At 69.4% G+C, this 11,867-nt stretch carries 13 protein-coding genes and 1 pseudogene; 8 read left to right on the top strand and 6 right to left on the bottom strand.

Going from position 1 to position 11,867, the window contains the following annotated elements:
* The 3 genes from IG90_RS0138140 to IG90_RS0138130 all read right to left on the bottom strand — a co-directional run.
* The coding region (locus IG90_RS0138140; protein WP_030595656.1) for a heavy metal translocating P-type ATPase at positions 1 to 1,098 on the bottom strand (1,098 nt) is incomplete at its 3' end.
* 106 nt (positions 1,099 to 1,204) lie between these two features.
* Entirely contained in the window at positions 1,205 to 1,522 is a 318-nt protein-coding gene (locus IG90_RS0138135; protein ID WP_030595653.1) for a heavy-metal-associated domain-containing protein, read from the bottom strand.
* Between the two features lie 146 nt (positions 1,523 to 1,668).
* A complete protein-coding gene (locus IG90_RS0138130; RefSeq protein ID WP_030595650.1) occupies positions 1,669 to 2,391 on the bottom strand; it encodes a TetR/AcrR family transcriptional regulator in 723 nt (240 codons plus the stop codon).
* 158 nt (positions 2,392 to 2,549) lie between these two features.
* On the opposite strand from IG90_RS0138130, the gene IG90_RS0138125 reads away from it, so the two are divergent.
* Positions 2,550 to 4,838: an MMPL family transporter gene (locus IG90_RS0138125; RefSeq protein ID WP_030595645.1), complete on the top strand. Its 2,289-nt coding sequence runs from the start codon at positions 2,550 to 2,552 to the stop codon at positions 4,836 to 4,838.
* A gap of 243 nt (positions 4,839 to 5,081) precedes the next feature.
* The gene (locus tag IG90_RS0138120; RefSeq protein WP_030595643.1) at positions 5,082 to 5,831 is read left to right on the top strand and encodes a class I SAM-dependent methyltransferase; all 750 of its coding nucleotides are present in this window, start codon (positions 5,082 to 5,084) and stop codon (positions 5,829 to 5,831) included.
* A gap of 24 nt (positions 5,832 to 5,855) precedes the next feature.
* Here the strand turns inward: IG90_RS0138120 and IG90_RS0138115 are convergent, their stop codons facing one another.
* A complete protein-coding gene (locus tag IG90_RS0138115; RefSeq protein ID WP_018487248.1) occupies positions 5,856 to 6,047 on the bottom strand; it encodes a helix-turn-helix transcriptional regulator in 192 nt (63 codons plus the stop codon).
* Between the two features lie 434 nt (positions 6,048 to 6,481).
* On the opposite strand from IG90_RS0138115, the gene IG90_RS0138110 reads away from it, so the two are divergent.
* On the top strand, positions 6,482 to 7,000 hold the full coding sequence (locus tag IG90_RS0138110) for a DinB family protein (RefSeq protein WP_030595638.1): 519 nt from the start codon (positions 6,482 to 6,484) through the stop codon (positions 6,998 to 7,000).
* A gap of 139 nt (positions 7,001 to 7,139) precedes the next feature.
* Entirely contained in the window at positions 7,140 to 7,670 is a 531-nt protein-coding gene (locus IG90_RS40315) for a hypothetical protein (RefSeq protein WP_051860435.1), read from the top strand.
* Positions 7,671 to 8,154: 484 nt separating this feature from the next.
* Here IG90_RS40315 and IG90_RS46545 read toward each other — a convergent pair whose 3' ends face one another.
* Both IG90_RS46545 and IG90_RS46540 read right to left on the bottom strand, forming a co-directional pair.
* Entirely contained in the window at positions 8,155 to 8,664 is a 510-nt protein-coding gene (locus IG90_RS46545) for a helicase associated domain-containing protein (RefSeq protein ID WP_233436204.1), read from the bottom strand.
* Positions 8,661 to 9,293, bottom strand: coding sequence for a helicase associated domain-containing protein (locus IG90_RS46540; protein WP_233436203.1), 633 nt, complete (start codon positions 9,291 to 9,293; stop codon positions 8,661 to 8,663). The genes IG90_RS46545 and IG90_RS46540 overlap by 4 nt, the downstream gene beginning before the upstream one ends.
* 258 nt (positions 9,294 to 9,551) lie before the next feature.
* Here IG90_RS46540 and IG90_RS0138085 point away from each other — a divergent pair, with 258 nt between their 5' ends.
* From IG90_RS0138085 to IG90_RS46535, 4 genes and pseudogenes are all read left to right on the top strand, one after another.
* Complete coding sequence (locus tag IG90_RS0138085; RefSeq protein WP_030089291.1) at positions 9,552 to 10,028, top strand: hypothetical protein; 477 nt, start codon at positions 9,552 to 9,554, stop codon at positions 10,026 to 10,028.
* Between the two features lie 48 nt (positions 10,029 to 10,076).
* Entirely contained in the window at positions 10,077 to 11,030 is a 954-nt protein-coding gene (locus IG90_RS41040) for a hypothetical protein (protein ID WP_051860432.1), read from the top strand.
* Positions 11,027 to 11,302 (top strand): hypothetical protein, encoded by a 276-nt coding sequence (locus IG90_RS0138070; protein ID WP_030089287.1) that lies wholly within the window; start codon positions 11,027 to 11,029, stop codon positions 11,300 to 11,302. Before IG90_RS41040 ends, IG90_RS0138070 begins: the two co-directional genes overlap by 4 nt.
* Before the next feature lie 92 nt (positions 11,303 to 11,394).
* A pseudogene (locus IG90_RS46535) lies at positions 11,395 to 11,609 on the top strand (IS5/IS1182 family transposase); the annotation flags it as partial.
* Between the last annotated feature and the right edge of the window lie 258 nt (positions 11,610 to 11,867).

Raw genomic sequence — 11,867 nt, 5'->3', positions numbered from 1 at the left:
GACCTCGACGGGGACGGACTCGCCCGTCAGCATCGAGGCGTCCACGGCGGACGAGCCCTCGACCACCGTCCCGTCCGTCGCGATCTTCTCCCCGGGACGCACGACGAAGCGATCGCCGACGACGAGCGCGCCCGCCGGGACACGTACCTCCCGGCCCGCCCTGAGTACGGAGACGTCCTTGGCGCCCAGATGCATCAGCGCCCGCAGTGCCGCGCCGGACTTCCGCTTCGCGCGGGCCTCCAGATAGCGGCCCAGCAGGATGAACGTGATGACCCCGGCCGCCACCTCCAGGTAGATCATCGAGGTGGCGTCGGCGCGCGAGACGGTGAGGTCGAAGCCGTGGCGCATGCCGGGCATGCCCGCGTCGCCGAGGAACAGGGCCCACAGCGACCAGCCGAACGCGGCCAGCGTGCCGAGCGAGACCAGCGTGTCCATCGTGGCCGCGCCGTGCTTCGCGTTGGTCCAGGCGGCACGGTGGAAGGGCAGGCCGCCCCAGACGACGACGGGCGCGGCGAGGGTGAGGCTCAGCCACTGCCAGAAGCCGAACTGGAGCGCCGGGACCATGGCGAGCAGGACGACGGGGACGGCGAGCACGGCGGAGACGACGAGACGCTGCCGCAGTGCGGCGAGGGAGGCGTCCGGTTCCGCGTCGGCGTCCCGGACCTCCGGTCCGGAGTGCTGGGCTTCCGCTTCGGCCTCCCGGGCCGGGCGCCGGCCCCCGTCCTGTCCGGAAGCTCCGTCCGTACGGTAAGCCTCGTCCGCGTCCGCGTACGTGTCCGGGCCGGCGGCGGAGGGTGTGGTGGGACGCGGCGTGGCGGCATCGGATCCTGCCGGCGCCTGACGTTCCGGCCGGGCGACGGGGCGGGCCGTGTAGCCGGTCTTCTCGACCGTGGCGACGAGGTCGCCCAGCTCCAGCCCGTCCCCGAAGGTGACGCGCGCCTTCTCGGTCGCGTAGTTCACCGTGGCGGTGACGCCGTCCATCCGGTTGAGCTTCTTCTCGACACGGGCAGCGCACGAGGCGCAGGTCATCCCGCCGATCACGAGCTCGGCCTCGGATGCGTCGGCTGCCGGGAAACCGGCTGCTGCTGTGCTGGCCATGTCCGCAACTCCTGGGAAACGCAGATCGGGCCGTACCCCACCAGTATCCGCTGGTGGGGTACGGGCCCGACGGTGAACGGGACGCTGCTGCTCCGGAGGCCGGTCCTCAGGCGGCCGGGCCGAGGAGCTCGTACCCTGCCTCGTCGACGGCGGCGCGGATGGCGTCCTCGGCCAGCGGGGCCTTGGACGTGACGGTGACCAGGCCGGTGGCGGCGGCGGCCGCGACCGAGGTCACGCCCGCGATCCCGGAGATCTCCTCCGACACGGCGCCCTCGCAGTGACCGCAGGTCATGCCCTTGACCCGGTACACCGTGGTGACCGAGTCGGTCTGCTCGATCTGCACGTCGGCCGCACCGTCGTGGCAGGAACCGGTGGGCGAGCAGCAGGAGCCGGTGGACTGGGCGGTCTCGGTCTCGGCGGTCATGACGTTCTCCTCTTCGCGAACACGTTTCGACGGCACGACGGGGCGCCTGGGGCCGCAGAGGACTCCGTGGCGTACCGTCTCCTTCACACTATACCCCTAGGGGGTATTAATGCGCTCCGGTGGTGCGCGTGCCGGGCGATGGCGGTCTACGGCGCGTGCGAGGTCCGGTGCGGGGCGTCGTCGCACATGAGGGGATCCAGGTACCGGTACATGATCGTCTTCAGCTCCTGGACGTAGGCGGCGCGCTCCTCGCCCTCGTGGGCCATGATCAGGTCCAGCCCGGCCTTGAAGAGCATGAAGGTCATGTCGGCGATGCGGTGGACCTGGGTGGCGGGCATGTCCGGGAGGTAGCCGGCGAGCACCGATTCGACCCGCGTCAGCATCGTCGCGTGCAGCGTGTCGTGCTCCTCGGTGATCCGGCCGGGGATCTCCGAGCCGTGCATCAGGACGGAGAACGCCGGGTTCTCGCAGTTGAAGGCGATCAGTGGGTCGAGGATGGCGTCCAGCATGCGGTCGAGCGGCAGCTCGATATGGCTCTGCGAGAAGGCGGCGCCGTAGGTGTCCCGCCAGCGGTTGAGCAGCCGGTCGCCGAGCTCGACGGCGATGGCCTCCTTGTTCGGGAAGAACTGGTAGAGCGTGCCCGGCGACACCCCGGCCTCGCGGGCGATGGCGTTGGTGCTGGACGCGGTGTAGCCGCTGGTGCAGAACACGCTGGCGGCGGCCTCGAGCAGTTGGGCGATCCGGGCCTCGCCGCGGGCCTGGCGGCGGCGCGGGCGGGCGGAGCCCGGTGTTCCGTCGGCTGTGCCGGCGGTGGATCCGCCGTCCGCTCCGTCCGCTGCGGCACCCTTGGTGGCTTTGGCCTCCGACACGGTCAATCCCCAGCTCTCATGATGCGGTTGACAAACGCGAGTGCTCACTCGCATTCTAGTGAAACGCGAGCGACTACTCGTGTTTGCCAGGGTATTTGGCAACGACCGACCCATGCTGCCTTGTGCCGCCCGGGTCTCGGTGAAGGGGACACCGCACCATGTCCGAAGTCAACCGTTCCGCGCCGCCCCCGGTCGGCGGCTGGACCCGGTTCGTCACCGCCCGGCCGAGGCTCGCGCTGCTGGCCGCTCTGGTGATCACCGCGCTCGCCGTGTTCGCCGGGAGCGGGGTGGCGGACCGGATGGGCAGCGGCGGCTGGCAGGCCCCCGACGCCGAGTCGACCTATGCGACCGACGTGCTGGCGCGGGAGTTCCCCGCCTCACAGCCCAACCTCCTCCTCCTGGTGGACAGCGGCTCCGCGACCGTCGACGACCCGGCGGTGGCCGCCGAAGCCGCCCGCCTCGTCGAGCGGCTGGAGGCCGAGCCGGGCATCTCGGGCATCGGGTCCTACTGGGTGACCGGATCACCCGCCCTGCGCTCCGAGGACGGCCACGAGGCGATCATCGCCGCCCGGATCGGGGGCGACGAGAAGACCGCGGGCGAGACCCTCGACCGGATAGCCCCCGCCTTCGCGGGGGAGCGGGGGCCGGTGAAGGTCTCCCTCGGCGGGCCCGTCGCCGTGCAGCACGAGATGCAGACGATCATCCAGGAGGACCTGCTGCGGGCCGAGCTGATCGCCCTGCCGGTGACCCTCGTCCTGCTGGTCATGGTCTTCGGCAGCGCTGTCGCCGCGATGCTGCCGCTCGGTGTCGGCATCGTCGCCATCCTCGGCACCAACGCCGTGCTGCGGGGGCTGACGGAGTTCACCGACGTCTCGGTCTTCGCGATGAACCTCACCACGGCCCTCGGCCTCGGACTCGCCATCGACTACGCCCTGTTCATCGTCCGCCGATTCCGCGAGGAGCTGGCCGGCGGGGCGGACCCCCGGACGGCGGTGGGCACCACACTGCGGACCGCCGGGCGTACGGTGCTGTTCTCCGCGCTGACCGTGGCGGTGTCCCTGTCGGCCATGCTCGTCTTCCCGCAGTACTTCCTGCGGTCCTTCGCCTACGCCGGGATCGCCGTGGTCCTCCTGGCCGCCGCTGCCGCGCTGATCCTGCTGCCCGCGGCACTCGTGCTGCTCGGGCACCGGGTCAACGCGCTCGACCTGCGCCGACTGCTGCGCCGCAGCAGGAGGACGGCGGCCGCGGAAGCCCCGGTCCCGGAGGCCGGCAGGGGCTGGGCGCGCTTCGCCGGGCTCGTGATGCGCAGGGCGCCGGTCTTCGCCATCGTCACCACGGTGGGGCTCGTCCTCCTCGGACTGCCCTTCCTCGGCGTCAAGTTCGGCACGGCGGACGACCGCCAGCTCCCCGCCGGAGCCGAGTCCCGGGTGGTCCAGGAGCACATCCGTGAGGGCTTCCCCGGCAGCCCCGGCGGCGGCCTGGAGATGCTGATAGAGGGGGAGGGGACGCCCGCCGCGTACGCAGCCCTCAAGGGCCGGATCGAGAAGGTCCCTGGCGTGCTGCGCGTCGACGGCCCGGTCACGGCGGACTCGGCCGCGTACGTCGGCGTCCTGCCGGACGGCGAGGCGGTCGGGGAGGAGGCCCAGCAGCTCGTACGGGATCTGCGTGCGATGCCCGCCGACTCCTTCGACACCTCGGTGACGGGCACGGCGGCGGTCCTCGTCGACTCCAAGGACGCCATAGCCGACCGGCTGCCCTGGGCGCTGGCGATCATCGTGGTCGTGACCCTGCTCCTGGTCTTCCTGCTCACCGGCAGCGTGCTCATCCCGATCCAGGCGGTCGTGCTCAACGCCCTCAGCCTGACGGCGATGTTCGGTGCGGTGGTCTGGGTCTTCCAGGACGGGAACCTCTCCGGGATCCTCGCCTTCACCAGTACGGGGGACATCGAGACGACCCTGCCCGTCCTGATGTTCTGCGTCGCCTTCGGCCTCTCCATGGACTACGGGGTCTTCCTGCTCTCCCGCATCAAGGAGGAGTACGACCGGACCGGCGACCACGAACGCTCGGTCACCTTCGGCCTGTCCCGCACAGGCGGGCTGATCACCGCGGCCGCCGTGATCCTCGCGGTCGTGATGGTCGCCATAGGCACCTCGCGGGTCACCAACACCAAGATGCTGGGGCTCGGGATCGCCCTCGCCGTCCTGATGGACGCCATGGTGGTCCGCAGCCTGCTGGTCCCCGCCGTGATGAAGCTGACGGGTCGCGCCACTTGGTGGGCCCCCAGGCCGCTGCGCGCCTTCCACCAGAGGTTCGGGCTCAGCGAAGGGGAACCGGCCCCGGCCGCCTCCGGTACGAAGGGCGCACCCGGCGACCCGGCGGAGCCCGCGGCCGGCGGGGAGATACCCGAGGCGACCCGGGCAGGGGAAAAGGTCTCCACGGGGGCATAGGCGCACGACGGCTCCGCGACCGGCCCGAACCCGTTCGAAAAGGGACCTCGGGCCGACCGTGGAAGGCCCCCTGACGGGCCGTGGCGGGCATGCGGAGGGCCTGGCCGCCGGAGGGCAGGGGGGTGGGGGCGCTCCCTCGGTCACACCCCTTCCGAGCGTCCCCAGCGCGATCGCCGAACCAGCTGTGACCTGGGCTTTCTCTCGCCCGAACCCTAAAATCGGCGCAGAGGGAAAGGGGACCGGATGGACCGGAACATCCGCACGACGGACGACGTACTGACGCTCCTGGACGACCTGTTCGTACCCGAGGCGCACCGCTGGACCACCGACGCCTCCTCGTGGTGGGACGAGTTCTACGGGGACCGCTCGAAGCCGGTGCCCTTCTTCGTGGACAAGCCCGACGAGAGCCTCGTCTCCTACGTCGACCGAGGGCTGATCACCCCGGGCCGTGCGCTCGACCTGGGCTGCGGGCCCGGGCGCAACACGCACGCGCTGGCCTCGCTCGGATTCGACGTCGACGCGATCGACCTCTCCCAGGCGGCGATCGCCTGGGCGGAGGAGCGCGCCGAAGTGCCGGGGACCGAGGCCCGGTTCCACTGCGGTGACGCCTTCGTCCTGACGGCGGACGGGGCGGCCGCGGCAGGCCCGTACGACCTGATCCACGACTCCGGATGCTTCCACCACCTGCCGCCCCACCGGCGTATCAGCTACCTCGCCCTCCTCGACCGCTGCCTCGCCCCCGGCGGCCATTTCGCGCTCACGTGCTTCGCGGCGGGGGAGGGCGGCATGGGCTCCGAGCTGCCGGACGAGGAGCTCTACCGGGAGGGAAGCCTGGGCGGCGGACTCGCCTACACCTCCGAGGAGTTGCGCGACATCTTCTCGGACCTGACGGAGATCGAGCTGCGCCGCATGCGCGACGAGGCGCCCGGGTCCCCGGTCTTCGGCGAGTCCTTTCTCTGGACGGCGTTGTTCCGCAAGGCGCCCCGGCAATAGGGACCGGGTGCCGGTGGACCGGGGTCAGCGGCCCCGGTTGCGCGGGCGGGAGGCGACCCAGGCGCGGACGGTGTCGCCGTACCAGTACGGCTTTCCGTTCTGCACCTGGTCGGGCGGGGGAAGAAGGCCGTGCTTGCGGTAGGAGCGGACGGTGTCCGGCTGGACCTGGATGTGCGCGGCAATGTCCTTGTAGGACCAGAGTGTTCTGTCCGTCATCCGTGACACCTCTCTGCGCTGCTCTGTTCCGACCGGTTCTGCCCCGGTGATCACGCGTCCTGCGCCCGGTTGAACGACGGTGAGGCGCTGGCGGGGTAGGGCTGTTGTGCGCCTGTGACGGAATACCCACGTAACGAAGACATGTGTGGCGAAGCGGTTACCGCACTGACAGATGGGGTGAACGGTGAGCATCGTGCCGAGTCGCCCACCTGCTGTCCCGGGGGTTCCAGGGTTCCGGGGTTTCCAGGGCCCCGGGGTTCCTGAACCGGGACCGAAGGCGATCTCGACGCCCACGCCCACTGGCTCGCCGGTCGCGTGAACGGCAGGTTCGCCGGCAGGGTGGAGCGGGCACCGCTGTGACTCCCGAAGTCGGGGCAGGGGCAGCACCTCTCACCGCCCGGGCGATGTCAGACCCGGATGTCACGATGATGACCATGAGTACTTCCGAGCGTTCGATGCCTCCTCTGGTCGCCGATGAGCGGACCTCGTTGGAGAGCTGGCTCGACTTCTACCGTGCCACCCTCGCCCAGAAGTGCGCGGGGTTGCCCGAGGAGCGGCTCCGTGAGGCGTCGGCGGCGCCCTCGTCGATCACGTTGCTCGGACTGGTCCAGCACGCGGCGGCGGTCGAGCGGAACTGGTTCCGGCGGGTCCTCGTGCAGGAGGACGTCCCGCCGCTGTTCGCCCCTGCCGGCGAAGGCGGTGGCGGTGGGCACGACGGTGGGTTCGAGCTCGCCGAGGACGCCACGCACGAGGAGGCGCTGGCGGTGTGGGAGGGCGAGGTCCGGCGGGGCCGGGAGAACTGCGCGGGCCGGGGGCTCGACGACACCAGCCCTTTCATGGGGGGCGAGGTGACGCTCCGTTGGATCTACACGCACATGATTGGCGAGTACGCGCGCCACTGCGGGCACGCCGACCTGGTCCGCGAGCGTATCGACGGGCGTACCGGGGTGTGACCCGGCAGGCGGTTCCCGCCTGCCCTAAGGGCTTGCCGGGAATCAACTTGCTGTCGAACACCCCGCATGAGCTGCGGTGTCAAGAGCGGAAAGACGCAACTTATTGCTCTGCAAGCCCTTAGGCATCAAGGGAGGCAAGGTGGCGATCAAGATCCCCTCATCACTCGCTGTGGACGAGGTGGAGTCCATCGCACTCGCCGCACTGCAGGATCCGGCCCTTCGAGTGGTCGTGGCCCTGTCTGGCATCCACGCGCTGCCCGCCCGCCAGATTCGCTCAATGCTGGTCGAGCACGTGGACCTGCCGGGACGGCGACTTGACCCCGAGGGCTTGAATCGTCCCCTTGACGACTACACCGCCGAGGCGATCACCGAGTACCTCGCCTATCGCCACCGGCAATGGCCCAACAGCACCAACCCACATCTGCTGATCACCAGGAACACCGCCACCACCGCGACGGCTGTGAGCACGTTCTTGATGGACAAGTTGGTCAAGAGATTGCCCGTAGGCATCGACCAACTGAGGCAGGACCGCATCCTCGAAGAAGCCCTTGCCAACGGCGCCGACCCCCTCCACCTCGCACACGTCTTCTCCCTCGGGGCCAAGGCCAGCCTCCGCTACACCAGCGCAGTGGCTGAATCGGAAGCGGAGCAGGAACTGAACACCCGCTGATCTTGAGTTTTACTCCGCAGGGAGCCGTCGCCGACCCTCCGGGGTGAAGGTGAAGGTCTGGCGGAAGGGCCCTGTTCCGAAGCGCACTGCAAGCAGGAGTGGTTCCTCGTGCTCAGATGGCCATGATTGCTCGGCTCCCGGAGCACTGCCGTTCCAGAGATCGAAGGACACCATCGGTTCCTCCGCGGTGAGCAGGACGGCGGGCAGGAAGCCGAGGCGGCGCAGCGTCACGGGGTCACTCCAGCAGGTCGGGGGACTGATGCGGCCTCATACTCGCAGCTCAGTACTGGTGGTGAGGTCCCGTCATTCGATCGAGCGAGAGGCCCCCCGCGCCCCGTTGCTTCTTCTTCCCCGTGCGGCCCGCCGCGGTGCTTCGATGCGCGGGTATGGCGTCCGGGCCGGTCCCGGGGAATCGCCTGCGGAACGGACCGCGCCCCCGGGCGGTGGGCCAGGGGGCGCGGGACGATGGGGTCGTGGTCGGGGTTCAGGCGGTGGCCCAGTCGATGCCGAGGGCGGCGAGCTGTTCACGCTGCTCGGTACTCAGCTTGTTGCGCCTGCTGCGGGTGTTGCTGATCCACGTGCCCAGCCGGACCGGCCCGTGGGACGTCTCCTCGATGTGGGCTCGGGGTACGACGAGTCGCCCCTCCCGCGCGGCGTACTGGGTGAGCGCGGCGATTCCCCTCTCGAACGACCCGGCGTTCTTCTGGGCCGCCGTCGTGGCGGCCGGTGCCGTGGCGGCCGGTGCCGTGGTGTCGGTCCGGCGCGTGAGCCCGAGGGCCTCCAGGCGTTCGCGCTGCTCGGGCAGGAGGGTGTCCCAGACGGCGGGGTCGGTCTGCCGGGCGGCCCAGGTGCCGACGTCGCACCCGTTCACGGTGAAGCCGGGCAGCAGCTCGGCCGCGCGGCCCTGCTCCTCACCGAGAAGTTCGCGGGTCGCGGCGTAGTGGCGTTGCCAGTCGACGGACCATCCGGTGGGGTTCCACTCCGGGTCGATCACCTCCAGGGCGCGGCGGCGCTCAAGGGCGCGGTCCGGGTTGGTGCCGAGGCCGCCGGGGCGGCGGAGGTTGGAGAGCCACTGGCCGACCGCGACCCCTTCCCACACGGTGTTCTTCGGGCAGGCCAGGCTCCCGTGTACGGCGTGGTAGGCGGGGCGGCATCGAGGTTCTTCCAGAACGCGGCGTCGCCGACCGACCAGAACACGCCCACCTCGTTCAGCAGGTCCGCCCGCCACGCCCTGAGCGTCTGGGCCTTGAACGCGCGGCGCTGCTCGCTGACCCAGGAGCCCAGCCCGTACGTGCCGCCGCCGTCGCCGAGTTCGACGGTGGCGTCGCGGGGGACCTGTGCGCGTCCGTGTTCGTCGACGAAGGTGTGCAGGGCGTTGTAGCCGGTGAGCCAGACCTCGGAATCGGGGCGCAGGACGCGGGTGCGCAGGAACGGCGCGACCGTCTGCGGGTCGCGGGGGAGGGAGAACCGCAGCAGCGGCGTGGTGGTGCCGGGGGAGGTGCCCGGGGCCGCGGCGGTCTCGTCGCCCTGGTCCTCGTCGTCGCGCCAGGAACCCGGCGACGGCAAGGTCTCCCGCATCCTGGTGCCCGTCTTCCTGGAGTCCGAGGAGGACCCCGGCGACATGATGGTGCCCTTCAGCTACCGCCCCCTGGTCGTGATGCTCCAAGGCCTGCGCGCCCACGGCGACCGGGTCATCCAGCATCTTCCAGGTGGTGAGTGCCGGGTGCTGGGCGGGTGCATCCGGAGGTGTTCCAGGCGCTGTGCCGGGGGCGGTGCCGATACCCCCGCCGGGCAGTGCCGGTAAAGGGTCGTCAATAATCGGAGCTTGTGCGACTGTCCGAATGTCGCATTGGTCATTTCGATCTGCAGGGGGGCAGGGGCATGTCTTTCGAAGAGGAGTGGGCTGGTCTCAAAAGAGAGGCGGCCGTGCGGATGCAGATCAACGGTGCTCCGGCGAGAGACCCAGGTGCCTCACCGACTGGTGCGGACCTCATCGTCTACGACGACGAGCTGGGGAAGATCGGTCACTTCGCCTACCGGCTGCACAACAATCTGAGGGCCGACGGCAAGCATGCCCAGACCGCGACCCAGGCTGCGGGCAAGAGCCTGGCGGCGGACGGGTTCGACATGGGCAAGGCGCTGAGCTCCGCCTCCACTGCCTGGGAGCAGCAGGTCGGAACGCTTCTGGACGCCTGCGCGCACATCTCCAATCACTTGGACTACACGAAGGCGTCGACGAAGAAGGACGACGAGTGGATCGCCGCTCAGGTCAGCGCGTCGAAGATTTCTGGCTACTACGGCGTGCCCGACGGGAAGTCAGAGTCTTCGGTACCGAAGCCACAGGGCCCGATCATGTGATCCATTCCCCTTTCCCCTGTCCCTTCTCTACCCATGTGAGGTGCCCCGATGCTGTTGTTCCAGCAGCTTCTGAACCTTCGGACGAAACCGCTTGATTCGGCGATCGACGACTGGGTCGCTATGACCAAGAAGCTCAAGGAACTTGCCAAGGACGCGGGGGACATGAGCGTCTACGCACAGGGGACGGCCTGGCAGGGCCAGAACGCCGGTGTCACCAAGCCCTTCGTTCGGAGGACGGCGGGCGAGTTCGGCGACGCGGCAACCCAGGCCGAGAGCATCACCAACCTGCTCAAGAGCGCTTACGGCGAATTGACGCAGGCCAAGGCTGACCTTGTGGCGATCTACGAGAACCCGCCCCGCGGCATCAAGATCGATCCGTATGGTGTCGTTGTCCATTTGGAGGGCTCTGATCCTGGCCCAGGCGACGTCGACGTACTTGTCGAACGCATGGAGGCCATACTTCAGCGTGCCGCCGACGCCGATGCGCTCTGCACCGGAGGTCTCGCGGCCCTCACCAAGGACGCCCACCAGTTCAGCTCCGTCCACTATGACTCCTTGAAGGACGCAAAGACGCTCAAGGAGCAGGCGGCACAGACGAAGCTGGACGTAGCCGAGTACGTGCGCCCCGAGAAATGGGGCAGCGGCACCATCAAACCTGTTGCCGAATTCCTCAGTTACCGCTCCTGGATCGGCGGCGGCGAAGCACTTCTGCACAGAGACCTCAACGGCGCGGTGCAGGGGTTCATCGGCGGCACGCCCTCCTACGCGGCCGGCGAAGCGAGCAAGCACCTTGAAAAGGGCTCGATCCTGAGCGACGTCAGCGGAAAACACCACCGCCCCACAGCCCTCAACACGGTCGGCAAGTTCGGAGGGAAGATATTCGGCGCGCCCGTCGCCGTTGTCGCGACGATGGTCGACTACGCCTATACCCCTTCGGATCAGAAACCGGGGGACAGCTACGTGGACGCCCCGGCAGCACCGGGAAAGGTGAGGTACCGATGAAGCAGACCCGAGGCACGCCACCGTCCGGCCGTCGCCGCGCCGGACCGCCGCCGCCGGGCCGCCGCAGCCCGAGCGTGTGGCACCTGCTGCAGCCCCGGAGTTCGCGGGGGCTCGTCCTCGGTGTATTCATGGCCGTCGGCGGACTCATCGGCGGGGTGGGCGGCTTGCTGGAGAAGGAGATGAACGGGGCGACCTTCGGAACCCTGGGCATCGGGGTGCTGGGTCTCATTCTCACCCTCTCATGGGTCCTTACCTACGTGCGGGAGCGTTGAGGACCACCCGCCGGGCATTCGGCTGCTGCACCGATCGGTGCTACTGAGCTTGATCGAGTGATGTCGGGCTGTTCGCCGGACCGGTGGCAATGGCAGGAGTCCTCGACCCGCTGCACCGGGTCCTGCTCGCCGAGTTGAACGCGGTCGGCGAGCTCGACTGGTCGCGGGCATGCGTGGACGGCTCTCACATCCGGGCGAAAGAGGGGGTGCCGACACCGGTCCGTCGCCGGTTGGCCGGCGCAAGACCGGCAGCAAGCACCACTTGATCTGCGACGGTCGCGGCATCCCGCTCAAAGTCATCACGACCGCGGTGCTTCGATTGGCTTCGTACGCGACAGTGAGCAGCGTTTTGACAGCAGTTCGGGAGGCGCTGCGATGGCTGGCCCGCGTCGGATGTTCACGGCTTTGAGCAGCAGCTCGGGGGCCGTGGGCAAGATCGGCCGTCTGCTGCTTTCGGAGGGGTAGGGTGCGATCTCTTGGGTTGGTGTCGGTGGTGGTGAGAGTCGGTCGTGCTGGTCCGGGGATGGGTGTTGCGGGGCTGGTCAGCGGCTGTTTGTGGGTGGGC

This window comes from Streptomyces anulatus (assembly GCF_000721175.1).
GTDB lineage: Bacteria > Actinomycetota > Actinomycetes > Streptomycetales > Streptomycetaceae > Streptomyces > Streptomyces anulatus_C.
Note: the sequence above shows the minus strand (reverse complement) of the source record. Positions and strands in the feature narration are given on the sequence as shown.

Coding starts and splice junctions, on each gene's coding strand:
- IG90_RS0138120 (WP_030595643.1), top strand. CDS start 5,082: ATGGACCGGAACATCCGCACGACGGACGACGTACTGACGCTCCTGGAC.
- IG90_RS0138070 (WP_030089287.1), top strand. CDS start 11,027: ATGAAGCAGACCCGAGGCACGCCACCGTCCGGCCGTCGCCGCGCCGGA.
- IG90_RS0138110 (WP_030595638.1), top strand. CDS start 6,482: ATGAGTACTTCCGAGCGTTCGATGCCTCCTCTGGTCGCCGATGAGCGG.
- IG90_RS0138125 (WP_030595645.1), top strand. CDS start 2,550: ATGTCCGAAGTCAACCGTTCCGCGCCGCCCCCGGTCGGCGGCTGGACC.
- IG90_RS0138085 (WP_030089291.1), top strand. CDS start 9,552: ATGTCTTTCGAAGAGGAGTGGGCTGGTCTCAAAAGAGAGGCGGCCGTG.
- IG90_RS0138115 (WP_018487248.1), bottom strand. CDS start 6,047: ATGACGGACAGAACACTCTGGTCCTACAAGGACATTGCCGCGCACATC.
- IG90_RS0138135 (WP_030595653.1), bottom strand. CDS start 1,522: ATGACCGCCGAGACCGAGACCGCCCAGTCCACCGGCTCCTGCTGCTCG.
- IG90_RS46540 (WP_233436203.1), bottom strand. CDS start 9,293: ATGTCGCCGGGGTCCTCCTCGGACTCCAGGAAGACGGGCACCAGGATG.
- IG90_RS41040 (WP_051860432.1), top strand. CDS start 10,077: ATGCTGTTGTTCCAGCAGCTTCTGAACCTTCGGACGAAACCGCTTGAT.